Raw genomic sequence first — 23,218 nt, 5'->3', positions numbered from 1 at the left:
GAGTAAATTTTAACTTTGTATGAGAGGATGGTGGGGTATGGACGAATCAGTGGAGATACCGACCGACGTCGTCACTGCTGCGGATATCGAGCCAGGTGCCACGCTCCGCGGCGTGAATCTAGAGGATGCAAATCTCACGGGGGCCGACCTGCGGAACAGCGATCTGCGGAATGCGACACTCATACGTGTCAGTAGCATGAACATCATTCTCCGACAGGCGGACCTCAGGGACACGACGAGCTACCATGCGGTGTTAAAAGAGGGGGATCTCAGAGGAGCAGACCTGCGCGGTGCTGATTTCGGGCATGCGTACTTCCAGCACGCAGATCTCCGAGACGCCCAGATGACCGGGACGATCCTGACTGATTCCTATTTCACTGGTGCTGATCTGACCGCGGCGACTCTCTCGGAGTCTGACGTCAGGCACGTCTGGTTCAGGTCCTGTACACTGACGAACGCCGACCTGACCGACGCGAATCTCACGAACACCGACTACACCGACGCGACACTCGTCGACGCCGATCTGAGTCAGTCGAGACTACGCGCTGCTGATTTCGAGGACGCTGACCTCAGGGGTGCCGACCTCAGTAATACGAACCTGAACGACGCGAACCTCGTCGGTGCGAATCTGAGTGGAGCCGACCTCAGGAACGCGACGCTCGACGAGGCTGATTTCACGGACGCGACGCTCACGGATGCCGATCTCTCGGCCGCCCGTCTGGAGGATGCAGATCTGTTCGGCGCCTACGACCTCTGGGAGGCTGACCTGACCGACACTATATTCGGTGACGCCCAGTGAGACGGGACTTACTTCCCGAACTGCGCTCGGCCGCTATGACGTGCTGTTACTACGCTCGTCGTCAGCTGATCCGAACTTCGGGACGTCCAGTTCGTCAGTATCACCGTCGGCAGCGGACTGGTCGTGACTCGTGCCCGACTTGCCGAAGTCCGGGACGGTGACATCGTCCTCGTCAGAGTCCGCGTCCCGTGCCCGTCCAGTGCCTCGAGTGGTGGGCCCGAAATCTGGAACCGACAAACCGTCGTCGGAACCGCCATCGTCACGGCCAGAGGTGCCATTGCCCGACGGCTTGCCAAACGCAGGAACGGTCAATCCATCGTCCGTGCTATTTCCCGTCGCGGATTCGCTATTGCCCCCGATCGGTAACTCGCTATCACTGAACTGCAGATCGTACCGGGAGCTGGTCAGTTCACCGATCGTTCGGATCCACTCGATCGGGGCCGGCCGCCCCCAGGTGAGGGCCTTCGAACCTGTACCGAAACACTCCTCGAACAGCGCCCGAATCTCCGAGGGGAGTTTGTCGTACTTGGCCTGCATCCCGTTGCCCGGCCGCACGTCGCTCTCGGTGTCTTCGTAGGGAAACGGATTGCCCTGAATCTTGTCGGCCCAGTCCCCGTTGGCAGCCTCGTCTCCGACTGCCTGGTACGGGTGGGCCCCCTCGAGAAGGAACTGGAACAGGTGAACGCCGAGGCAGAACTTGTCGGCCTCCTGGACCGCAGTCAGCGAGTGGCCCCGTTTTTGCGGCGGGGAGTACCTCGGGTGGTAGGTCGAATCCCCGTAAATCGTGCCGCCGTCGCTGACGTGAAACGCGTCGCAGTCGATGAGCGTGACGTACCCGTCGTCGATCAGGATGTTCTTGTCGTTGAAATCGCCCATCGCGTGGCCTGCGCGATGGATGTTCCGGACCATGATGGCCAGGTTACGAGCTGCCTTGAATCGGTCCTTGATATCACTGGCCTCCCAGCTGAGGTCGACGACCGAGTACTCAAACGCTGGCGTTGCCGACTCGAGGTCCTTGTAGGGCATCTGGTAGCCCAGGAACGCGCTCGAGGTTTCCTTTTCGGCAACCGCTTCGGGCCAGATAATCGAGCGGACGCCTTTCCGCTTGTAGGTCCGATCAGTCGGTTTTTCTCCGATCATCGCCTCGATCTTCGGTTCTTTCTGGTCACGCCGGTCGGGATGAAATATCTTCACGACCTGGTCCGGCGCCCCTTCGATACGATAGACATCGCCCTCGCTCCCGGAACCGATTGCCTTCCCGACGGTCTCTGTGTCTGTTCCCACGACGATTGTCTCACCTTGCCAGTCATCACGGTCGTATGAGCTCATCTATTTCTCACTCTATGTTTACTATTATTGAGTCTGTATAAATTACTTTCGGCGGAACTCACCCTTCCGTTGAAAACTACCATAGAATCCCGATAATTGCCGTTTTTCGGCATATAACCGCCATTTAGCCGAAAATATAGCCCTCCGCCGTTAGCATAGATGTTTTACGGGGAACACAAGAAATAAGTTATAATGGGTTTATCTAGCTAAATACGATGGTAGACGATTTCACCACCCGAAAAGCGGATCTGGAGCGCGCGTGGGAACCACTCACTGACGAACACGAACGGCAGTTGGAGCGAGCTGAAGGGACATTCGAGCGCTTCGCGAACGGTGAATCGGTCGATCCCCTTGCGATCGTCGGTGCGTACCGGTCGGGAAAGACACAGTTGCTCTACCATCTCTTTTCACAGTCCTGGGAGCAGGACATCCCGGCGTTTTACATCGGCGACCCGGGCCAGCTTTTGACCGAGTACGCCGCCGCTGATGCGTCTGACCTCAATACGTGGCTACAGGCCCGCATCGATGACCAGCTTTCCGCGTATGTCAATGACGATCCGTCCGAGATTCCGTGGTTCCCGAACGTCCCGACCGAGACAAAGCGTGCATTCGTACAGGCCCACGGGGACGATCTCGATCCCGATGAGCCGGTCCAGACGGCCCTGCTATTCGACGAGGTAGAGCAGTCCTATCGTGACTTCATCCGGGTCATGGACAAGGACGACGACAATCCGCTGCGGAAGATCAACGACGGCCTTCAGGACTCGATCAAGGTCTGGAGCTTCGGGATGATATCCGCCTTCGAGTTCATCGGAGAAGCCGACTGGGGGCGGATGCGAGAGATCCGGGTTCCACCGCTCGAAGTCGATGATGTGCGGGATCTACTTGCGGACAGACGACCAGAGGCGACTGGTCTGGCAACAACTCTGTGGTGGCTCGCACGTGGCCGAACCGGACTCATAATCAAATTTGTCGACGGTCTCCCGGAAGACCCAGATTCGGACGCAACCGAGTGGCTCCGGGGCCTGGCCGAGACGAACTTCCGGGACACGAAGCTGCTCAACAATCTCTGGACCGAACGCGAGAGAGACGAGTGGGAACAGGCGATCCGCGCGCTCCTGTTCGACAGCACCGGACTCGATGCCTGGCAACTCACCCAGCAGACAGCTCTCCCTGCTACCCGCTGTCAGTATCTGGCAGTGGACATCCTGAAAGATGTGTTCACGTTCGAACAGACCGAGAGGCACCAGAACGCGCTCGAGATCATCGATCGCAATCTAAAGCGTGTGTTCTCGGGATTGTGCGTCACCGAGGATAATCTATTTCCGGCCTTCGGGCTGGCAGACGAGGAGCAGGCCGAGGCGTTTCTCTCGCTGGTTAGCGACATGATCGTCTCATTCGAACCGGCGAGTGACGAGCGTTCGACCGCACTCGAGGCAGTTGACGACGCGACGGAGGGGTTCCACACTCAGTGGATAGAACACGTTTCGGATGCGGAACTCGTCGACCGATCCGTCGCCACCGTGACGCCGACCATCCTTCAATCGGCTTTCCCCCCGATTGCGGTGAATCCCGAACGCGTCTCTGACCGCTCGACAGAGTCCCTGGAACCCAGGATGGACCGCGGCCTGACAGTGGCTGCTGGGACTCCAGCAGCTGAAACCGTCGACATCCGACTCTGTCCCACCGAAGCGACGTTCCAGACGGAACTCGAGTCAGTCACCACCAGTTACGATATCACCGCTCCGACGCTGCTCGTCGTCCCAGAGGACGCCGACTTCGATCATGACGCCACTGGCGTCGATGTTTACGAGCGCCACCAGTTGCTCGGTGTCGAATCGTACCGCTCGAACCGGTTCTGGACTTTCGTCGTCCATCTGTTCGGGCGGCTGAGCGCCGACGGCGTCTCGGACCCGTATCAGGTCGACGACCAGACGATATCTCGCCTGCTCGCCGACTGTGATGACCGAGAGGTCCGGAATACGATCGAGACGCTCTACGACCAGTTGCGACAGGTTACGATCGATCTTCTCGACACCTTCGCGGCCACCTACCGGGAGACGTACTCACTCGACGACTCGGAGTCGTTGCTATGGGAGGAATCGCGGCTCGACGGAATGAGGCCGTACTGGGCGAGCGGCAAGTTCGTCGAATCCACAGTGGCACTGTCGTATTTACTACTTGTTGGGCCCGAGTACGAGTCAGGCCGTGCCTACGCCGCGTTGCACGAACCGTTGCAATCCGGGATCGAAGACGACCTTGTCTCGGGTGGGAGAGACGGATTCCAATTCAAAACGTACCTCGAGAGCCTGTTCGTCCAGGACGGGTTCAGTCGGACCGTTCGGTCGGAACGCGACCATTACACGGCCGACGAACACCTGGCAGCCCCAGTCCGTCGGACCCGGGATGCGCTGTCCGATCTCGCCGCGCTCACCGACGTCTCGGATATCGTCGACCAACTCGATGACCCGGCGCTGTCACTCCAGGACACACAGGTGCCGGTCGCGAGCCTCGATGGACTCACCTATCTCGGGAACGCCCTGATTCGGGCCCTGCTCACTGCGGGACTAACCACCGGGTCGGACCCCGAGATCGACATGGGTACTCGGCTCCAGCAGGTGATGGACGATATCGATGCAGCCATCGACACAGTCACTAACTGCCGACAGCAGGTCGAAACATACGATTCACGACTTCGACCACCGGACAGTGCGACCGTCGGAACCTGGTTCGAGATAGACAGTGGCCGCCTGGAGCGCTATCAGTCGAACCTCGAGCGGCTACGGGACGGGGTTATGGACCTGCGTGACAAGATCGACACAGAGCCTGCTTCCGGTCCAGTTGCGTATCACTACTGGTTCCTGCTGCGGTTGTATCTCGACGATATCACCGGCCAGATCGAAGCCATGGAATCAACGATCGAAGCTCCCCTGATTGCGGCTATCACGGAAGCCGGTGACCGGTTCGATGAGGTCCATTCGATACTGGCGTCGGAATCGTTCGTGGAGTTCGTGTTCGAGGACCGTGACACGCTGGTCGATCAGTTCGAGGAGTATGGTGACCAGATATTCGATCTGCGATCGCAACTCACCCGGATGACCGTTGGAAACCCGGACGATGACGGTGTCGTTCTGAGTCAGGTCGAAGAATACGACGACAGGGTCCTGCTGAGTGACCCCGAGGAGGGCGATGTGAGCCTCAGTCTCCCCGGTGATGCCGACGTTCTCAAACAGCTGAACCAGTTCCTGGCCGAGCACAGACAGCATCTCACGACACTCAAAGACGAACTCGACGCACTCGAGTCAACAGCAACCGACGTGGAACAGGTCACCGAGGAGACGCGGAAGGAGTTACTGACACTGCTTCCGGCAGACCAGACAATGGAGGCCGCCGATGACTGACACTCGCCCGGCAATCCTCGAGACAGTCACTGAGCGCTCGAGGACGCTTTCGGAAACGCTGCGTGAACTCCGTGCGTTCAAAACGACCGTCGAGGAGTACCAGGACCGCGTCGACAATATGAGTACCAACGAGCGGGAGTTGTTCTATCAGAGTACCACCTCGATCCAGACCGACGTCATCGAAACGACGGACCCGGAGACACTTCTGGAAACGCGAGAGACTCTCGAGGAAGCAGTACGGTCACCACTCCAGCAGGTCGCACGCGAATCCTTCACAGCCCTCCTTGGACAACTCCAGGTTGCACTCAGTGACCAGGAACGCGACCAGGCCCTCGATAGACTCGAATCCAAAATCCCCGCCGAGCTGGAGAGCATCACCGAAACGTATCAAAACCTGTACACACGGATCGACGATTTCGACACTGTCCTGCTGGGGTTGCTTGGCGAGGTGGTCGAGGAGCGGCCGTCGATCATGCTCTCTCCAGAGCACGAGTTCACACCGATTGTTGACAGACTCGAAGCGAGACACGAGACGTTGAAAGAACTCGAGACGATCCTTGCGGAGAGTGACTGGGCCCCGACACTCGAGTTTGCGGATGCAAAGCAATTCTACGACAGGGATGCAGGCGATATTGACCTCTCTGCCGTTCGAAGCGACGTCGACGCGATCGCCACCGCGCTCACGACGCTCCGCGAAAACGGAATCGAAATTCAGCTGGTTCTCGAAGAAGAGCTGACCGACGCGTACGAAAGCGGCAACATCGACGAATTCGTGGATACGCTCGAGAACGCTAGGCAGACTGTGGCCGCGACGGCCGATACCCATACGACCGTGGTTGAATTCATGGACCCGCTCGAAGCCGATGCCCAGTCACCGGAACGATTCGAGTCCGTCCTCGCCGATCTGTGGGCGTCGTACGAGACGCTACAGACACACGACTATTCGACGCTCGAGTACACAGCCCAGTCGGTCGAGGACATGACGAACGACATCGACAGGTTCATCGAGTTACTCCACGGGCGCCTCCAGGCACAGCGTGAACTCGTCGACGAACTCGACCTCGCGGCGAATGCATCCGCGTCGAGGCCGGAACCGCGATTCGAGGAATCCCCACTCCTCCCGAGTCACGTCAGGGACAGACCTACCGAGGCGCTGGAGGAGTATGCTGACCGTCACGAGTGGCTCACCTCTCACCTCGAAACGGACGTGGAATCAGTCGATCAAGAACAGGTACTCGAGATCTGGCAGTCACTGACTGGCGGCGAGGAGGTACCCCTCACTCCGGACAATCAGGACACTGTCCTCGCGCTCGCAGATCGGCTCCCAGTGAGTGTCGTACTGTCCAATAGCCAACGTTACGCTTGATACAGAACTACAGATGATGAAACAGCGATACCGACTCGACCGGAGCACAAGATTCTCTGTTGGCATATTCGTTGTTAGAACACCATGAGAGAGGAGATCAGGCGGGCAACGGCGTCGGAATCATTGCCGACAATCGAGGGGTCTCTTCCGACGCGGGAGACGTCCACAGTCGACGATTTTGACGGCGCGCCAGCGATCCTGAGCATCAGCGACATTCACGGCTATTACGAGCCAGCCCACTCCGCACTGACCGCGGTCGGGGACGTACGCGATCCCGTCGTGACCGAAGACAGTTCGGGACAGCTTCACTGGGCCGGCTCGAATTACATCCTGCTGTTCAACGGTGACCTGATCGACAGGGGAGACGAGAACGAGAGCGTGCTCGAAACCGCGCTTCGGCTGAAACAGGAGGCGCCACCCGGGCGTGTCCGACTCCATCTCGGCAATCACGAGATGGCTATCATGTTGCCGGACGTTCTCCACTGGCCACAGACCTACAGCGGACAACTGACCCAGGAAGCCCGCGTTTCGTTCGTCGATCAGGTACGCGCCGGGGTCTGGAACGCCGCGTTCGAGGGATACAATCACACCTATAGCCACGCCGGCCGCGAATCGTCGTTCGACGCGACCAGCGTGAATACACGGCTTCGAACCTGTGCTGACGAGGTTCACGAGGAGATGACAGGCACTGACGACGGGAGCGTGCAGGAAGACGTCCCCGAGCAATACGACCTGCTCTTCGGTCTCGACAAGGATGGCCGAGGTCCCGACGCAGGGCTCCTCTGGATGGACTTCCTCCACATGCCGCGAGACGCACCGCCACAGATCGTCGGTCACTCTCGACAGACGGAGGTCGTAAGGAAAGGGAACGTCGTCTGCCAGAACACGATTCGCTCGAACCTGGGATCGATCGGTGGCGAAGCCGTCGTGATCGAGACGCCGAACGAGGTCACCGTCGTGACTCGGGATGGATCGGGAACGGCCACGACCACGGTGCCGAAAGAGACCCCGTGACGTCAGCGGTCACACAGGCCGCTCAGTCGCCCCAGTAACAGAGCAGATCGAGTGCCCGGATCTGTGTCGCTGTCGTTCCGTCGGGGTCCGTAAGGTAGGCCATGGGTACTGGACCCAGTTCGAGCGGTCCGTCGTCAACTGAAGCCAGCTCGAAATCCGGACTCGAGAGGACGAGACTCGTGTGGAGTGCGTGTAGCAACTGTTCAGTCGCGGAGTCACCAGCGAGTGGCGATCCGTCTGACCCAGCAATCGACGTCATGGCGTCAGTGATTGCTGGAACGAGGCGTTCCGGGTCGACGGCAGTTGCGAGTGTATCGAGGACAGCTGCCGCTTCCGGTGCGTCGAGGTCGTAGCTGTGAGTATCGACCGAGACCCCCGAGAGAGCGAGATAATCTTCGATGTCAGCACTGGGAGGGCGCTCCGAGAGGCGAACCATCGACGTACAGAGGTCGTCAATCAGCGCCGATAGATCGGGTTTCAAATCGGTATCTGCGTCGACCGCCCAGGAAAGGGCCAGCGCGGCCGCAAACGTGTGCGTATCGTCCCCGGGTGCTGCGCTCTCAAGAAGCGTCGTTGTACTCTGGTCCCGTTCGCCCTGTGGTATCGCTGGGTGGGTTTGTAAGAGCGTCCCCAGACAGACAAGCGGCTGTCGACTATCGATCGCGGCGTCAGGAGTTGTCGCCATGCGGCGAAGCGGACTGAGGTCGGGGAGCTGCAAACTGGCGTCGATGTAGCCCTCCCGAGCGAGGGTCGAAACGACGAGTGCCGCCGTCTCGCCGTCGCCTGCGAGGTCGGGGTCCGTCCACGCGATGAGACGACGGACGGTCTTGGTGAACGTGACGTCTGTGAGGGGGCGTTTGGCTGCCATGATACCGAGGCCAAATGCTGCGCCGGTCTGGAGCACGTCGCCCGAGTCAGGGGCGGGAACGTGCGCCGCGAACAGGGTAGCGATGTGCTCGAGGCTCCGGGTGTCGGAAAGATACTCATTTGTGAGGAAGACTGCCAGGAGACGCGAGACCAGACGAAGGGACGGACGAGGCTCGTCGGTGGTGGCTCGTGACAGGGTGGCGTCGAGCGGACCGCTCTCGACGAACCGGGAGAGGACACTCGTATCGACACCACGACTCAGTACGTCTTCGATGAGGTCGATGACCGGGATGTACTCGCCGTCGGCGGGGAGTGCATTCGTCGCTCCGAGCGCGGTAAGTGCTTCCAGCGGAGATTTCGGATCCGGCTCGGTTGTGGGGTGTGCGGCTCGGCACAGTGCATCAACGACTGGCCGGTACGCATAGTGAGTGTCGAGGCAACCCGCCTCTACGAGTGTGTTGAGCCGCTCCGCCGCGATCGTCGATGATGCCTCGGAGGCAGGGTCAATTCCCTCGGTGAGTATCTCGACCGATTCCGACAGGTCAGCCTGCTTGAGCAGACCCGAGTGGGCGAGTGCGTCGAGAGGTGCCTGCGTTCGGAGGCCGAGAGAATCAGATGATACAGAGGCCGCACAATAGCGCCGACAGCTCGTCGCATACGTGGGTTCACCCGACAGGAGGCCCCGTCGTTGCATGACTGCGAGCACGAGCGCCGGCACCTGGTTGGCTGAACTGGTGATGCTACCCAGTGAGCTTCGGAACGCATCGACGACGAGCTCCGGGACGCGATCGGGAACCGCTGGGTGTCTGAACGGCCGAACAGCTGTCTGGATGTCCGTTCCCGGCCCGAGAACCGGTCCACACAGTTCAGCTCCCTCCTGCAGTCCCGACAGTGTGATCGACTCAACGCTTTTGGTTGCGACGAGTGCGACCAGTGCCGCCGCCAGCGGTTCAGGATCGGTTTGATTGGGGGCGTACATCGCCCGCGCGAGGGCGGTGAACGCCGCTTTACACTCGGTATTTATCAAGTCGCCAGCCGTGGCGAGTCGTTCGAGCGTACTCGCCGCTTCCGTGAGGACAGGTGGTGTTTCGCTATGTGCGAGTATATCAGCGAGCACGTCACAGATACGCTGTGAGATCTCCGCAGTCGGGAAGCAGCCAGCAACGGCGAACTCTCCGAGCGCCTGGATGGTTGTTTCCGTCTGGAGTGCTGTCGGATTCTCGGCTTCAAAAGCACGAAGTGACGCGAATGCCGGTGCGTACTGCTCTTGCTTCCCATCCAGATGCCCGGTCGTATCCAGCAATCTTTCGAGTGTCGCCGTCGCGGATGACTCGGCTGGCGCGTCCCCCGATGCGTCTAGTTCCAGCAGTCGACAGAGGAGTTGGACAGTCCTGTATGTCGGTTTGTCTGCCGACGTGTGGATCGGGATGCCATCAACTGAAACGTTTAGACGCTCGATCACCAGCGAACTCCAGACGACAGACAGGAGGTCGTCGGCGGTTGCGGCCTGGCGAAGCGTGGCTATCGCGGACTCCGAGAGAGGGATCGAATCGGCTGTGACTGAACAGGCACCGAGAACACGGATGGCATCGAGACGAGTACCCGTCCCGTCGAGAGCGGGGAGCCAGCGTCGAACGCCTGAAACCACTCCAGACGCCGTCAGCATCGGGCCGGTCACTTCCTCGCTTGCCACGACCAGTGTCCCCAGTAAATCGAGAGCAGGACGCACGACCGCAATCGCATCACTATTGGTGAGGACGGCGGTGATCACTCGGAAGAGTCTCGTACGCATTTGTTCGGTGCCAAGCGAGAGGTGGTCGGGTGCAAGTGTCGCAAGGGTCTCGATCCCGTACTGTTGGACCCGCATTGTGTAGTTCCCGGCGAGAACCTGTTTTCCAGCTGAGGAGTTCTGTGTCGCAACGGACTCGACAATCGAGAGAATGTCAGAGACGAGTGGGGAAATCTCGGCCGGATCGGTCTGAGCAGTTGTCTGTGCCCTGTCAAGTGTGTCGGCGGTGAGTGCGAGTTTGCTCAGTGGCGCCCCCGTAGAGAGGTTACGGTCGAGACTCGTGTCGAAACGGTCACGCTCGCTAGTCACTGCTGTTGTGCCGTAAGTCGACGGGAGCGTTGCCGGCCAGAGCAGGTCCACCTCGGACAGTGTCACGTGTGAGCCCACCCTCCTGCCAGCAGGTTCAGGTGTTGACTGCGGTGGCGTGCTCGAGTCACTTGACGCCTGCGCGAATCGTGCCCGCCATCCGGATTGTGAAAGATGCCGCTCTCCGTCTGGCGTTGGAATGGTGCTCGACAACGACTCCCGGTCCGCCAGAATCCAGATGCGGTGGCTCCGCCAGGTTCGTACGATCGGCTGTTTTTGCAGCGTCGCTGCTCGTGGCCTTGCCAGCCGTCCTGACTCTCCACTGCATCGTTCTGCCTTCGCCTAGTCCCGCGCGGCATCTAGTTGTTTGTCGTTCGTCGCCTGCCCTACTGAACCTGACGCCAAGCCACCACAACCTGTAACCCCGCCCTCGCTACCATGTTCATGATCTCGACGGAACGTCCGCTGTTGCGGGCGGTTTTTTATGGGTTTCGGAGACTCTCGCCCGTCTCTTTGCAACCGAATCTGAACAACGCACCGCGTCTGTCGCACCGCCGACAGTCCCGAGGAAGGGTTATCAGTCGGCGAGCGAGAGACGCTGCGTGATTTCCTGCTCTAGGAGGACTGCTACCAGGCGTGCGAACTCCGCGAGCTCGTCGTCAAGTTGCTCGTCAGTCGTGACTGGCGGTCGGTATGGCGTTTCGCTCTCGGGCACTGGAAGTACTTCGGTCAGGATCTCGCGATCCTGCCGGTTCGTCCCTATGTACCCGAACGCCCGTTTGAACCGTGGCAGAATCTCGGCGTGTTCTTCCTCCAGTTCTTCAAACACAGCCATCCAAGCGTCGTGAATCACCATGGGGAAGTCGTCAGTGCTGCCGCTGTTGTTAGTTGCCATTGGCTAGTGGAACACCTCGTTGTGCCCCCGACGGGGCAAGACCCAGTAATCGACCGGTCCGCCCAGTCGACAGCTGGCGACCGATGACCGCATCAAGCCCTTCTGTACACAGGTGATTAAGCCCTTCAAATACGTGAGCGCTGATTGATCTCCCTCTCTCTCAGAGGAGAGTGTCTTATCCTGGCTGATGGTATAAGGAGGTTGTTCGCTCTTGACTGTTTTTAGATATAGATGAACGCCCAGAAAGCAATATATATTATAAACCTGTTGTGATAACATATGTCGAAGAAACGCTCGTGGTTCTGTTTTGGTGGTCATACGATACGTTCAGCGTACGAAAAGGTCACCATTCCGCAGCAGGTATTTGCAGATGGGGTTCTGGAGTACGATGATGACTCCGTGTTCACCGTTATTGATTCACAGGGAAGATATGCAATAACCCAAAACCCAGGCGGGTTCAGAGGAGTTGACGTAGCTGAGTTTAAACAGTTCACCAGTATATCCAGGCCCGACGGTGGAAAGACGCGCGTCCTCCAGTTATTGAAGAGCGTGCTTGTGGACGATAGCACGCCGATAACGTACGACGAGCCCGTTGTGTTTTGTGCAACAGAAGAGATGATCGAACCCGAAGATCACACGCTATATTTGCTGACTTTCGAGCAGCTCGCAGAGAGTATTCACGGTCCAGATATGTGGAAACGAGCGATCGATGTCGAACAGATAGAGACGATTCTCTCGCGGCATGAGTTGTCTGCGGTTGCGGATGAAGGAAACCATCTCAAGGAGATGGTCCCCACCGAGACGACAGGAGAGTCATATCAATCACACCCTGAAGTCACTGTTCTCGGGTCCGCGCAAGACGGAGGGGTTCCACAGATAGACTGTGCCTGTTCAAACTGTGAGCAAGCACGAGAGAATGACCGCCCAAGATATGTGTCGTCCCTAGAAATAACCGCGACGAAAGGGCGGACGTTTCGATACGTTATCGACCCATCTCCGGACCTCAGGTTTCAAACACAGACTGATCACATAGACGGTGTCTTCATCACCCATGCACATATAGGACAGATTACAGGACTTCTTCAATTCGGGAACGAGGTATCCGACTCCCTCCGACTTCCGATCTACTGTACCCCTGACCTCGAAGAATATCTCTTCTCCTCTTCTGGGCCATTTTCAGCGTTAGCTGAAGCCAACAATATTCAAATCAATAACATACATGGTGGTGAGACGATCGATCTCGTTGGGTGTGAGATAACGCCGTACAGCGTCCCTCACGAATACTCGCCTACTGAGACGCTGGCGTTTTATATCGAGGGGATTGGTCGCTCGCTGCTGTATATCAGCGATATCGATAGATGGACGAAGCGTCTCTCAGAACTCGTCCAACGAGTCGACATCGCCATCGTGGACGGGTGCTTTTGGGACGCGAACGAAATTGGCCGTCAAGAATCCGTCCCTCATCCACCCATCCCTCGGACGATGGATACATTCCGAGAGGTAGATACTGACATATATTTCACAAATATAAATCATTCCAACCCGGTTATTGACACAGAATCCGAAGAACACCGACAATTGAAACACAGTGAGTTCAATTTGGCCCAGCGCGACCTCGAGTTCCAGTTGCTGGAGCCCGCTGCTTCCGCGTTAACTGAAGAGGACTCGTAACTACTCGGAGTGAGTCGCCGTTCGTTCGATCGACACTCAGTGGTGGGGCTATAGGCAATCACTTTGACATCGGTGAGCCGAACAGCATCGTCGTAGAATTTCCCTTCAACATGCCCCTCAAAGTATTCGAATCGCCCCTCGACGACGGCCTGTTCTTTCCCGCGATCGCCCAGTTGCTCCGCGATGCTCACGGCCTCGCCGGGACGACGATGCGGCTGTACGACATGGTCGGAATTGAGGTGACGACCGTGTACCGGTTCCCCGACTGGGTGCTTGACGACGCTGACCGACGCCGCCACGTCGCGAAGATGCTCGCGACGGAGACGGCGATCAGTTCGCGCTACGGTGTGTACTCGGCGAACCGCGTGCTGTACGAACCGCGGTCCGAGAAACGCGAGCAACTTCTCGGGACGCCGGACGTCGGCCACCAGGACCCGGCGGGCGATGTTTGCGGATCGTGGGTCCTAGTCGGTGACGGCGCCGACGACTTTCACAAGTTCCTCGACGCGATTGAGGACCTGCTCTAAAAAAAACGTCATGTAGAATTCGCGCTCCTCGCGAGCGTCGACGGGTCCGGCTGTCGCCACGATCACGCCGGGACCGCACCCTCTGCCAGGATATACACTGACCTCAATTCTACTTAGATCGCTGTTGGGCGGCGTGTGTATAAAACCTGAGTGCTCAGTGTGCGTGCACACTGAGCAGGTGATTCATATTTAGCAATCCTGAAAGTAAGCACCTTGTGAACTGCCTGTAAAAACCCTGCACGTTCTATCACACTCTATGAAGCGATGGAACGGAATCCCGATCAAAATAAGGAGCCGCTCTTCGCGCATACTTTGATTAATCTGACGTCTCTATCGTTACTCAAGAGAAATACTCACCCACGCCGGTCGTTATCCATGCGGTCCCGAACGGACGCAAAATCCGGCTTTATTCCGGCGCTACAACGTCTTCGCACACCGGACACTCGGCCCACAGGCCTTCAGTGCCGTCGTCCTTCTCGTACTCGACCAGTAGCCACGCTTGGGGGATAGACTCACCACAGTCCGGACACCGACCGAGAGACGATTCATCGGTGCTCATGGAAAGGGGGTGGAAGGAGCGTGTGACAGGCTCCCTTCCGTACGTACCTGTGAAGTCCTCGTAGGTAAGTTTTCGGCGGCATTGCCGGTGATGCACACAGGATTTCCGCTGGAACAAGTCTCCGCCACAATTAATCCGTTGTCACCTGTAGTTCAAAGGACGATGGGGGTCCGCACAGTCCTCACTCGATTACTCCCCGGAGGCGGGTCGAACGTAGTCGTCGAGTGTCGCAACTGCGGAACGAGCGTCTCGGCGGAGACCGAAGAATGTCCAGACTGTGGGGACACCGAGTTCTCTCGATACGAGATTCCGGAATAGGTTGTCGGGTTACTTGTGATCCGCGGCACCGATGATGGCGACTTCGTCGGTATCCTCACAAACCGGCGGATCTCATCCACTATCTACCTCGACTCAGGAACACGATTCTCCGTAGCCGAGATGACTTCGCCGATCAGTGAAAACCCTATATTCAGCAGGGTGATTCTGTCAGGACAATTGACTGAGGGTTGCATCAGCAGCCTCCAACTCTACTATACTGGATGTCAAAAGTAATCGGATATTCTGGCAGTGAGTTTCCGGCTCTGACCTGTTGGGACGACGCTCCTATCGAACCACGCCTTGACGAACTTCTGGCTTTCAGTATAGTAGTCGTTCGATTTGGAACGCCCACATGCCCTTCGTCGACTACGACGACCGCCCCATCTCCATCGACGAGGGCTCTCGGGAGGTTCGGCTCCCCCACGAGACGGGCATCTCGATGATGACCAGGGACCACGGAGGCGACTGGAAGCGACACCGTGCCACAAAGAACCTGCCAATAAGATCTAACGTGGTCTTCACCCATGCGGTCACCTGTCCAGTATCAGTTATACCTTTTAGACGAGCAGGGCGCCAGGATTTACCTCAAGAATTCGTAGATACAGTTCCGATACGGTTCTTCGATATCCTCATAGTAGGTATGGATGTAGTGATCGATACCGGCCTTGTCGGATATTGACTCAGTACCTGGTGAGTCGCCCCGCATGTATTGCAACAGGGGGCGCGATAACTCCTGTTCAACCCGCCAATACGTCGTGAAGTAGTGCCGTCCAAAGTGGCTCGTGACCGGTCGGTGATATTTCGTTTCCTCATACATCGGGTGAAACGCTGCCTTCCAAAGCTTCGTGACATCTTCCTGGTTGAGTTGTTTGTTATTCTCCTTCGAAAGAAAGAGCCAGCCTGCGTCCACATCAGGTCGACTGTAAAGATACCGCGTCAGGTAGTAACGAACCTCTCCATCCAGTGGGAGGACACGAGGGCGGCCTGACTTGTTCCCGTCGCGATCGTGTGGAACGTAGATCGTATTCGGTCGTCCCTCAAGCGTCCCCTGTGTTCCAAGTTCGGAGTAGTAGGACTGAACCGTCGAATCCATCAATGAGAGATCCTCCAGACGAATGTTACAGAGTTCCGTGGCTCGCAGGCCGAGTTTCAGCTGAAGGAGGATTAGTAACTGATCTCGTCTGTGGGTTATCGATTCCAGTACAGTCGTTATTTCCCCCTGCGTGAGCGGTGGCAGTTCTTTCTGATCGGGATCATCGAAGGAAACCCGCTGCCGAACCACATCGAATGGGTTGTAATCGCCGGGATGGGGGAATTCCGGGGTGCTCTGCCAGAACTCGTAAGCTTCGTTCACCCGACGAAGCTTTGCTTTGATCGTCTGTGGATGGTTGTCCTGGGTTGTCGAGAGATAATCGATGAAGCCAGCAACGTGTTCCTCCGAAGGGCAGGCTGGGTGCCGGCCACTCTCTTCCATGTGTGTCTTCCAGTGACGGAACGCGATTTGGTAGGTATTGACCGTCTTGTCCGTCACATCTCGTCTCGACAGTGACTCGGTAGTGAATACCTCGAACGGATCTACATCGAGTGTCGTGAACGTCTCTGCGTGGGCCGCGAGTGGATCGTTCGATCGATCGAACGCCGCGGCGACCTCGTCGCGGGCGACAGTTGGTTCCTCGGTCATGTTTCTGCCTCCTCGATCTTTGTCGTCCACACTTCGCCAGCGTGTTCGAACTGGGCGGCTGCCATCAAGACCGGATGGTAGAGATGGGGATGCTCTGTGTGCCAGAGCAACCACGTGTAGAACCGTTCGAGCTTCGACCAATAGGTCTTGTACGCTGTCCGCGTGTTCACGTCCGAGAGGAGTCGTTCACACCACGTTTCGACATCGACCGGGCGGGCGAGTGCATGATGTCGCTCCCGGTTCTCGATGTGGTCTTTCCACCGGCGTCCCGCCAAACGACCCGTCTGTTTCGTTCGGTAGGAGTTGTGTGACGGAAACAGTTCCGTGACGAGAAATGTCCCCCAGACATCATTACCTTCGTACTCGGTTTCATACTGCTCAAGGCGTACCGCAGCGGGCACGTCTTCGAGTTGTTTGAAAACGCCTATTCTGTCGTTCGGATCGGGAGATTGTGTTGGTTCCATACTGACCGGCGACGCTCGCGCCGCCACCCCTTACCGGCGCGAAAAAACCAACGTGCGTTACAGCGGTAGCAGCGTGGAGGCCCACGAGTTTACAGTAGTTGCTGAAGTCGGTCTAGTGTCGGTTTCGATGCCCGCTCATACCGGTTCCGAGAGCCGTACACCCGGTGCACGGAAATTTCAGACTCTCTGCGTTCGCTCGGTAACAGAGATAGCAGTTGGATCAGCAACGACTGTTCAGTGGTGGATGGCTGACACTGGACAGAAATACAAGTAATCTCTGTGAAGCGACTCAGTCTGGAAGCGAACGACGGCCGGTTCGGACACACTCCCAGCACGGGAAGTCGTCGGAGAGAGCCGAGCAGTCACAGGTATTATCGGATGCATCGGGATCAGTCATATCCATCCCATCGTCCGATGGCGAGGTTGCCGTCCCACCATCAGCCGCCATCTGCTCGGCGCGGGCTGCATCGAGGAGTGGTTCACGTATCGCGACCGCGATCCGATGTTTGCAGGCACCGTCGAAGCGCTCATCTGCCGGGCACGTACAGGCCGACGGAAGACCGTCGGAGATCGTGACGAGGTATTCGTGGTCCGCAGGGTTCGCGTGGCTACAGTTGCGAACACTGACGCCCTTCGGCGTGAGGGCGAACTCGAAGGCTTCGTATTGGGCACGCTTTGCGACGCGAGTCGTGAACTCCAGTTGTTCGAGGGGATTCATCCGATCAGGGCGCTCGACTGTGTGCGCCCACCCCTCGGGCGCACCACAAACACTGCGGGGTCGCCGCTGTGTTCATTCCGGGCCAGTTCCCTGATCGGACGAGACAGGCGATCAGGGAATTTCGTAGCGAGCGATCTCCGACGACCCACACTGTGGACACGTTTCGGTCGTCCCATCGACCGGCGTTCCACACCGACGACACTCCAAGACGACCGTCCGCCCCGCCGTGCCGAGCAGGACCCGCGACCAGAACCCCCTCATTTCGTGTCCAGGAACCGCCCACGAATCACATCGCGGTGCCTCCGGACCGTCGCTGGACAGACATCGGCTGCTGCAGCCAAATCAGCCAGTTGGACGTCGATCCCCTGCTGATGTGGGGCAACAGCCAATAGCATCGACACCTGTTCCCGGATGGTCCGGTCCAGGCCCAGCACCGCGGTCATGCGGGCGATTTCGGGACAGCCATGCCCCAGATTCCGCTCGGCTTTCGACTGCCACCTCCCGCGGCGATGCTCGCGTCGCAACCGCGCCAGTTGTCGTCGTTTTCGCGCCGAGAGTGTGTTGCCCCGGGCGTCACGATCACGACCGATCTCCGTCGGGAGACCGCGGTCGTGGCGCGTATTTGTCAGTGGCTGTTCCGTCCGTTTGCGGTTCGAATCCTGGTCGTCGAATACCCGCGGCCCCCGCCGATCAAGTCGTGCAGCCTCGATCACCAACCCACAGGATTCACAGCGCGTTTCGCCGGCGTCCGTGACGAGTGTGCTGTCACAGTCCGGGCAATCCGTGATCGACAGTTCGCCAGTCGTTTCTTCGTCGAATGCATCCGTGTAAATGTCTCTCGTTGCCATCTCGAATCAGCGCGACCACTGCGTGTGGCCCCGCACCCCTCTGGGGCCACAAACAAACCAACACGCGACTGCAGCGAAGTTTGTTCGACTGTGCATATTGGAGTCCGGAATTTGGCACCCCTGTCAGCGGCAGCTTATCGGTGGCATTGCACCGAATAGAGTCTCCGTCGCGTCCTGATGGTACGTTCAAGACAGGGATGCAGACGTTCCAGCAGTATCCGGCGTCTGTGTTCCCGGAGGCTGAGCGAGACGAAGCCGGACTGGTACAGATCCTCGCCGATAAGCTGGTAAAGTAGCCCAGGTTGAGCGGAACAAACGAGCGACCCCTACTGGCAAGATCGACGGAAAGGCGAAGATGTCAATAAGAGCGGGCAAACAAGATATCGAAACATGTCGAAAGTTGGGAGGGGAGAAGTTCAATGACCGGCGACCGATTCCCACATGCTCCGACCGAGTCCCGTGAGATCGACCCGAATGCTCCAACGTCGTTCGATGAGGCGAAAGAACACGTCGAAGATGGTGATGCAGAGGGACTCGGATTCGTTGTGAACCGCCACGATCCGTTCCTCGTTGTAGAGATAGCGAATGCGTTAGAGGGCGATGAGTTAGCTGAGCCGGTTGAACGTATCCTTTCGTCGCTCGGGATGACGTTCACAGAGAAAGAAGACGACGAGACAATTCGGTTGATGTACGAAGGGGCCCTTCCGGGGGACTTACACGGTGGTGATCCTGTAGGTGTCGTAGTCAGTGGGGAGGAGACGAACTACGCGTTCCGTTTGTACGATAACGGATGGACACCCCTGACCGGGAACCACATCCCTGGTACGCCAGAAGGCGTCGAGGACATCGATGCGAATGCGCTGAAGAGTTTCCTAGCGAAATCGGGGAAACTCGACTGATAATGCGTAAGACGAGCGGATCGAGTGCCGGGAAATCGGTTAGTCTGTCTCACCATCCGGGCCCGACAACAATTCGGTCAGCCGGCTGCGATAGGTATCGATCTCGTGCTGGTCGACGAGGTCGAGTGCGGCGAGAACGGCTCCATCGTTCGTGATGCCATCCGCTGCGAGGTTCCGGAGTCGCGCGACTGCGGCTGCTTCGTCTGTGTCACACCGATGGAGGTCGGGTACGAGGTCAAGGGCCAGTTGCTTCCAGTCAGTGGCTGTACCAGTGAGTTCGACCGACCAGTCGTCGATACGTCCGTCACGCTGGTAGCCATCCATCGCGTGGTCGGCGAGGAGATCGTCGACAATTACAGGCTTACAGACAGCTGGTCCACTCCCCCTGAACGTGGGATCGAGTACTGACTCGAAGGCATTAGCCGACCGGATCTCCCGTTCGATATGCAGCGTGACGCTGTCGTGTTCGGCGAGAATACTCGCCGTCCCGTCGGCGCTCACCTGCCGGGTGAACGTCGCAGGGCCGGTCGAGACAACCGTCAGCGTCGGCACCGATGTGTCTGGTTCTGTCTGTGCGTCTGTCGTATCGGTCGTGGATTCGGGAACTTCCGAGCTCATCGTTGCTGGAGGGTATTGCTCCCTCCACCCCTGGAGGGGAGACAAAAACACAAGTGGCCGAGAGTCGATCAGGTTGGATACGTAGCTGAATGCTTAGGCCGTCATACAACGGTTCTCAGACCCATCCTTCGCCCTCAATCCGATCAGTACAGAGCATCCATTCCTCAAAGAACGCGGGTCAGTTCGTGAATTCGGTCTGCGACCGCAGTCATGGTTGAGTCGTTGGCCTGCGCCACGCGCTTGGTGACCTCTTGGTGGGGAAAGACGTGCAGCGACCACGGACTCACGTAACTTGGATATGTCTTCAGTTCACCCGCCGTGAGCGAATCGGCCGTCAGTTCGACTGCCGTTTCCCGCTCGGTCGACGTGATGACCGCAACCGTATATCGGTCGCCAAAGAACGGTCGGTTCCGGTTCGACACGACGAGATACGGTCGGACCCCGCTTTTGAACGTCGCTGGTGCGAGGACGACACTGCCCTGTGCGTAGGCCATCCTACGCGTTCTCTCCCAGATCCGGCGCGTCGTCAGCCCACTCGTCATCGTCGCCGTAGGCGTCTTCACCGTACTCGGCCTCGATCTGCTGGAGGCTCACCACGTTCGCAATCTCCGAGGCCGCGACGTCCTCGGCGACTGCCCAGTAGGAATCGACCTTCCGAACGAGGTCCTTCTCCTGGAGTCGAGAGAGGGTCTTGTGGACACTGGAATGGGGGACATCGGTGAGTTCCGTCAGTTCCTTCGGACTGAACCCCATGTCTGGATGGTCGAGCAACACGGTGAGCAGTTCGTGGGCGTTCGTGCCGGGTTTGACCGGTGGCGTGTCCTCCCCGCTGGAATCGATCTTGATTGGCATTGGCGTCAGTCTATGTCAGTGTCTGTCTGAGATCGTCATAAAATTTGTCGTCGTCGGAATCCGATCTTGGCCTGTCATCTCGACACGATACCCCCGGTCAGGATCCAGTCTGCCGTCTTCGCAGTGATCGAGGGTACTCCAAAATCTGTCTCGGCCGGTCTGTTTCCGTGGTCTCGCTACACAAGCAGTGAGGAATGCGCGTTTTCAACGCAGCATGACTTGCTAGAAGTCTCGAAATCAATCACCCACGGAAATGTACTTTGGCAGCCTGTGAATGCTGCTCAGTATTCAAACCATGAGAACGGTGACCGCCGCTACATTGTGCTGCGTTCCCCCAGTTGGTCGGTGACTGCGTCGATGATCGTCGTCGCCGTCGTACTGATCCGCTGCAGTCGGTCAGTGATGGTGTCTGTCTCGTCGTCAGCCCACGCCGCCAGGTAGAACGCCGCATTGCGCGTATCGAGTCCGAAGTACCGACCGACGACGTACGCCACTGCTTCAGCTTCGACCTCGCGTTTGGCCCGTTCGCTGTCGTCGTCCATCTGAAAGTGCAACAACGCGTGGGCGTACTCGTGGATCAACGTCGTCGCCAGATCGGCACTGTTTGCTCTGTTCGTTGCCTTCACGACCGGGTGCTCGTCCTGGACTGCCTGACTACAGACACCCTTTGCACCTGGATGGGACCAGTCGGACTGAGCGACGATCCGAACCTCGACATCGAGAGTCGGTGCAGCCGCCTGCAATGCATCGACCAGCTCGGACCCATCGCCGTGGGTGTCAGTATCGAGTTCGGGAAGTGGCTCGCCCTCGGTCTGGGAGACGTCAAACACCGGCGCGGGTTTGAATCCGACCAAGCCCTCGTCCCATTCCTCCGGTGGTGTCTCGTCGTAGTCACAGTCGATCTTGTCGTGATACGACGGCGCGTTCTCACATTCGGGACACCGCGTCGTGATGATCGGTGCCCAGATCCAGATGGCCGACTCGCCCTCCTGGACGTGTCTGTCGAACTCCTCTTGCCACGTCCGGTAGCCAGCAACCTTCGTCGCCTCCGGACACTGCTGTTTGATCAGGAGTGTATTCCGATGCGAATAGTCGTGAAACCGACTCTGGACATCCAGCCACTCCTGGAACTCTTCGCTGGCTCGTGCATCGTCGACGAGGTCGGTGAGGTCCGCGACCCACTCGTCGATGGTTGCTCGCATCTGTTCGTCACGCGTCTCGCGGTCGTCGAATCGCTTCGTTGTACATTCGCTCGAAGCCATCTCGGATCAGCGCGACCACTGTGTGTGGCCCCGCACCCCTCATGGGGCCAAAAACCACCACATGCTGTTCGCTAAGATGGTCTACCGAGAATCCGACGCCCGACCGGGAGTCGTCCGCCGATCGGCCATCCGAATGATGAGGTCACGCCGATCCCTGACCCACTCGCGGAGTTTCCGTTGGAGATACTGCTGTGCCTGCTCGGGTGTGAAGACACCACGGTCGACCATGTCACCGACGACGTCTTTCAGCGCCCGGAACTCGCCCTGGGTAGCGCCGTCACCGACCGGTTCGCCATCGACCCACCGCACCGTCCGGAGCGCGCCGTTGCCGACCGTGGGCGCGTCGGTGACCGTCTCACAGTCGTAGGTGAGCCCGAACCAGTGTGTGCGGTAGGCCGTTACCTCGAAGTCCTGCGCGACTTCGAAGAACGCCTCGTGGTGGAGAAAGTCCAGGTACTCGGTGACGATCTCGTCTTTCGTGAGCCCGATCGCCATCGGGTCGTGGTTGACCTTCGAAGCGAGGAGATTGGCCTCGCGGACGTACCGTGAGACTGCCTGCTCGTCGGTGCTGGTTCTGAGTGTCCGACAGAGCAACTGGTGTGTCTCTGCGGCACGGTCACCGCCGAAGGGGGTCTCGGGAGTGATGTCGTGTTTGAGTCTGAGGTTACATGCCCCCCAGTGGCTGTAGTGCAGATTGTACGATCCATCCGGTCGTTCGTATGCGACAAGTGCTCTGTGTCCCATAGTGAGTCACGCGGGACTATCTGCTGCCCCGCACCCCTCGGGGGCGAGAAACAGACCTACCTATGAGGGAAGTACGGTCAAGGCCAGCGAGCGCAAGCTCAAACCCAAAGACGAGACCCACCGCAAGCATACTGAATACGTGACGACATCCGTGGCTGAAGAATTGCTGCGGGAATTTGACGAGGAGGTGAAGCTGGACGACGACGGGCCTTACGCTGGTGGCTTCTCCGACAGCAGAGTATCGCCCAACCCAGAATCTGAACTGCTCCAGTGAAGAGCGGCGGCTATGAG

21 protein-coding genes are annotated in these 23,218 nt (G+C 58.3%); 8 read left to right on the top strand and 13 right to left on the bottom strand.

The features are described 5' to 3' along the window. Positions 1 to 37 precede the first annotated feature (37 nt). The gene (locus MUG96_RS04435) at positions 38 to 799 is read left to right on the top strand and encodes a pentapeptide repeat-containing protein (protein WP_246986878.1); all 762 of its coding nucleotides are present in this window, start codon (positions 38 to 40) and stop codon (positions 797 to 799) included. A 33-nt stretch (positions 800 to 832) separates the two neighbouring features. Here the strand turns inward: MUG96_RS04435 and MUG96_RS04430 are convergent, their stop codons facing one another. Next, positions 833 to 2,128 (bottom strand): hypothetical protein, encoded by a 1,296-nt coding sequence (locus MUG96_RS04430; protein ID WP_246986876.1) that lies wholly within the window; start codon positions 2,126 to 2,128, stop codon positions 833 to 835. 215 nt (positions 2,129 to 2,343) lie between these two features. Here MUG96_RS04430 and MUG96_RS04425 point away from each other — a divergent pair, with 215 nt between their 5' ends. The 3 genes from MUG96_RS04425 (at position 2,344) to MUG96_RS04415 (ending at position 7,909) form a co-directional block, all read left to right on the top strand. Beyond that, positions 2,344 to 5,529: a hypothetical protein gene (locus tag MUG96_RS04425; RefSeq protein WP_246986874.1), complete on the top strand. Its 3,186-nt coding sequence runs from the start codon at positions 2,344 to 2,346 to the stop codon at positions 5,527 to 5,529. Then, positions 5,522 to 6,895: a C58 family peptidase gene (locus tag MUG96_RS04420; RefSeq protein ID WP_246986872.1), complete on the top strand. Its 1,374-nt coding sequence runs from the start codon at positions 5,522 to 5,524 to the stop codon at positions 6,893 to 6,895. Before MUG96_RS04425 ends, MUG96_RS04420 begins: the two co-directional genes overlap by 8 nt. An 84-nt stretch (positions 6,896 to 6,979) precedes the next feature. Further along, positions 6,980 to 7,909: a metallophosphoesterase gene (locus MUG96_RS04415; RefSeq protein ID WP_246986870.1), complete on the top strand. Its 930-nt coding sequence runs from the start codon at positions 6,980 to 6,982 to the stop codon at positions 7,907 to 7,909. A gap of 22 nt (positions 7,910 to 7,931) precedes the next feature. On the opposite strand, the gene MUG96_RS04410 is transcribed toward MUG96_RS04415, so the two are convergent. Further along, entirely contained in the window at positions 7,932 to 10,940 is a 3,009-nt protein-coding gene (locus tag MUG96_RS04410; RefSeq protein WP_246986868.1) for a hypothetical protein, read from the bottom strand. 508 nt (positions 10,941 to 11,448) lie between these two features. Then, positions 11,449 to 11,766, bottom strand: a complete 318-nt coding sequence (locus tag MUG96_RS04405) for a hypothetical protein (protein WP_246986866.1) — start codon at positions 11,764 to 11,766, stop codon at positions 11,449 to 11,451. A 279-nt stretch (positions 11,767 to 12,045) separates the two neighbouring features. Between MUG96_RS04405 and MUG96_RS04400 the strand changes: the two genes are divergently transcribed. After that, on the top strand, positions 12,046 to 13,437 hold the full coding sequence (locus MUG96_RS04400; protein WP_246986864.1) for an MBL fold metallo-hydrolase: 1,392 nt from the start codon (positions 12,046 to 12,048) through the stop codon (positions 13,435 to 13,437). Positions 13,438 to 13,547: 110 nt separating this feature from the next. Further along, positions 13,548 to 13,964: a hypothetical protein gene (locus MUG96_RS04395; RefSeq protein WP_246986862.1), complete on the top strand. Its 417-nt coding sequence runs from the start codon at positions 13,548 to 13,550 to the stop codon at positions 13,962 to 13,964. A 406-nt stretch (positions 13,965 to 14,370) separates the two neighbouring features. Here the strand turns inward: MUG96_RS04395 and MUG96_RS04390 are convergent, their stop codons facing one another. The 5 genes from MUG96_RS04390 to MUG96_RS04370 form a co-directional block, all read right to left on the bottom strand. Beyond that, entirely contained in the window at positions 14,371 to 14,523 is a 153-nt protein-coding gene (locus tag MUG96_RS04390; RefSeq protein WP_246986861.1) for a DUF7837 family putative zinc-binding protein, read from the bottom strand. 898 nt (positions 14,524 to 15,421) lie between these two features. Beyond that, a complete protein-coding gene (locus tag MUG96_RS04385; protein ID WP_246986860.1) occupies positions 15,422 to 16,522 on the bottom strand; it encodes a tyrosine-type recombinase/integrase in 1,101 nt (366 codons plus the stop codon). After that, positions 16,519 to 16,986, bottom strand: coding sequence for a hypothetical protein (locus MUG96_RS04380; protein ID WP_246986859.1), 468 nt, complete (start codon positions 16,984 to 16,986; stop codon positions 16,519 to 16,521). Before MUG96_RS04380 ends, MUG96_RS04385 begins: the two co-directional genes overlap by 4 nt. A 289-nt stretch (positions 16,987 to 17,275) precedes the next feature. Further along, positions 17,276 to 17,704, bottom strand: a complete 429-nt coding sequence (locus MUG96_RS04375) for an SWIM zinc finger family protein (protein WP_246986858.1) — start codon at positions 17,702 to 17,704, stop codon at positions 17,276 to 17,278. Positions 17,705 to 17,961: 257 nt separating this feature from the next. Beyond that, the gene (locus MUG96_RS04370; protein ID WP_246986857.1) at positions 17,962 to 18,552 is read right to left on the bottom strand and encodes a TFIIB-type zinc ribbon-containing protein; all 591 of its coding nucleotides are present in this window, start codon (positions 18,550 to 18,552) and stop codon (positions 17,962 to 17,964) included. A gap of 419 nt (positions 18,553 to 18,971) precedes the next feature. Between MUG96_RS04370 and MUG96_RS04365 the strand changes: the two genes are divergently transcribed. Continuing rightward, on the top strand, positions 18,972 to 19,451 hold the full coding sequence (locus tag MUG96_RS04365; RefSeq protein ID WP_246986856.1) for a hypothetical protein: 480 nt from the start codon (positions 18,972 to 18,974) through the stop codon (positions 19,449 to 19,451). Between the two features lie 39 nt (positions 19,452 to 19,490). Here MUG96_RS04365 and MUG96_RS04360 read toward each other — a convergent pair whose 3' ends face one another. The 5 genes from MUG96_RS04360 to MUG96_RS04340 all read right to left on the bottom strand — a co-directional run bounded on the left by MUG96_RS04360 (position 19,491) and on the right by MUG96_RS04340 (position 22,927). Further along, positions 19,491 to 20,069, bottom strand: coding sequence for a hypothetical protein (locus tag MUG96_RS04360; protein ID WP_246986855.1), 579 nt, complete (start codon positions 20,067 to 20,069; stop codon positions 19,491 to 19,493). Positions 20,070 to 20,233: 164 nt separating this feature from the next. Continuing rightward, complete coding sequence (locus MUG96_RS04355) at positions 20,234 to 20,563, bottom strand: type II toxin-antitoxin system PemK/MazF family toxin (RefSeq protein ID WP_246986853.1); 330 nt, start codon at positions 20,561 to 20,563, stop codon at positions 20,234 to 20,236. Position 20,564: 1 nt separating this feature from the next. Then, complete coding sequence (locus MUG96_RS04350) at positions 20,565 to 20,921, bottom strand: MarR family transcriptional regulator (protein WP_246986852.1); 357 nt, start codon at positions 20,919 to 20,921, stop codon at positions 20,565 to 20,567. Positions 20,922 to 21,235: 314 nt separating this feature from the next. Further along, on the bottom strand, positions 21,236 to 22,183 hold the full coding sequence (locus MUG96_RS04345) for an ImmA/IrrE family metallo-endopeptidase (RefSeq protein ID WP_246986851.1): 948 nt from the start codon (positions 22,181 to 22,183) through the stop codon (positions 21,236 to 21,238). An 81-nt stretch (positions 22,184 to 22,264) separates the two neighbouring features. Continuing rightward, on the bottom strand, positions 22,265 to 22,927 hold the full coding sequence (locus tag MUG96_RS04340) for a DUF6735 family protein (protein ID WP_246986850.1): 663 nt from the start codon (positions 22,925 to 22,927) through the stop codon (positions 22,265 to 22,267). Position 22,928: 1 nt separating this feature from the next. Here MUG96_RS04340 and MUG96_RS04335 point away from each other — a divergent pair, with 1 nt between their 5' ends. Further along, complete coding sequence (locus MUG96_RS04335; protein WP_246986849.1) at positions 22,929 to 23,201, top strand: DUF2250 domain-containing protein; 273 nt, start codon at positions 22,929 to 22,931, stop codon at positions 23,199 to 23,201. Positions 23,202 to 23,218: the final 17 nt, after the last annotated feature.

It is taken from the genome of Halorientalis marina, from assembly GCF_023028345.1.
GTDB classification, from domain to species: domain Archaea; phylum Halobacteriota; class Halobacteria; order Halobacteriales; family Haloarculaceae; genus Halorientalis; species Halorientalis marina.
This window is presented reverse-complemented; position numbering and strand designations above follow the sequence as displayed.

Bases quoted from the DNA above. Each gene is read 5' to 3' on its own strand.
- MUG96_RS04425 (WP_246986874.1), top strand. From the start codon at position 2,344: ATGGTAGACGATTTCACCACCCGAAAAGCGGATCTGGAGCGCGCGTGG.
- MUG96_RS04400 (WP_246986864.1), top strand. From the start codon at position 12,046: ATGTCGAAGAAACGCTCGTGGTTCTGTTTTGGTGGTCATACGATACGT.
- MUG96_RS04340 (WP_246986850.1), bottom strand. From the start codon at position 22,927: ATGGGACACAGAGCACTTGTCGCATACGAACGACCGGATGGATCGTAC.
- MUG96_RS04430 (WP_246986876.1), bottom strand. From the start codon at position 2,128: ATGAGCTCATACGACCGTGATGACTGGCAAGGTGAGACAATCGTCGTG.
- MUG96_RS04370 (WP_246986857.1), bottom strand. From the start codon at position 18,552: ATGGCAACGAGAGACATTTACACGGATGCATTCGACGAAGAAACGACT.
- MUG96_RS04405 (WP_246986866.1), bottom strand. From the start codon at position 11,766: ATGGCAACTAACAACAGCGGCAGCACTGACGACTTCCCCATGGTGATT.
- MUG96_RS04350 (WP_246986852.1), bottom strand. From the start codon at position 20,921: ATGCCAATCAAGATCGATTCCAGCGGGGAGGACACGCCACCGGTCAAA.
- MUG96_RS04375 (WP_246986858.1), bottom strand. From the start codon at position 17,704: ATGAATCCCCTCGAACAACTGGAGTTCACGACTCGCGTCGCAAAGCGT.
- MUG96_RS04415 (WP_246986870.1), top strand. From the start codon at position 6,980: ATGAGAGAGGAGATCAGGCGGGCAACGGCGTCGGAATCATTGCCGACA.
- MUG96_RS04390 (WP_246986861.1), bottom strand. From the start codon at position 14,523: ATGAGCACCGATGAATCGTCTCTCGGTCGGTGTCCGGACTGTGGTGAG.
- MUG96_RS04345 (WP_246986851.1), bottom strand. From the start codon at position 22,183: ATGGCTTCGAGCGAATGTACAACGAAGCGATTCGACGACCGCGAGACG.
- MUG96_RS04365 (WP_246986856.1), top strand. From the start codon at position 18,972: ATGACCGGCGACCGATTCCCACATGCTCCGACCGAGTCCCGTGAGATC.
- MUG96_RS04435 (WP_246986878.1), top strand. From the start codon at position 38: ATGGACGAATCAGTGGAGATACCGACCGACGTCGTCACTGCTGCGGAT.
- MUG96_RS04420 (WP_246986872.1), top strand. From the start codon at position 5,522: ATGACTGACACTCGCCCGGCAATCCTCGAGACAGTCACTGAGCGCTCG.
- MUG96_RS04380 (WP_246986859.1), bottom strand. From the start codon at position 16,986: ATGGAACCAACACAATCTCCCGATCCGAACGACAGAATAGGCGTTTTC.
- MUG96_RS04360 (WP_246986855.1), bottom strand. From the start codon at position 20,069: ATGAGCTCGGAAGTTCCCGAATCCACGACCGATACGACAGACGCACAG.
- MUG96_RS04355 (WP_246986853.1), bottom strand. From the start codon at position 20,563: ATGGCCTACGCACAGGGCAGTGTCGTCCTCGCACCAGCGACGTTCAAA.
- MUG96_RS04395 (WP_246986862.1), top strand. From the start codon at position 13,548: ATGCCCCTCAAAGTATTCGAATCGCCCCTCGACGACGGCCTGTTCTTT.
- MUG96_RS04385 (WP_246986860.1), bottom strand. From the start codon at position 16,522: ATGACCGAGGAACCAACTGTCGCCCGCGACGAGGTCGCCGCGGCGTTC.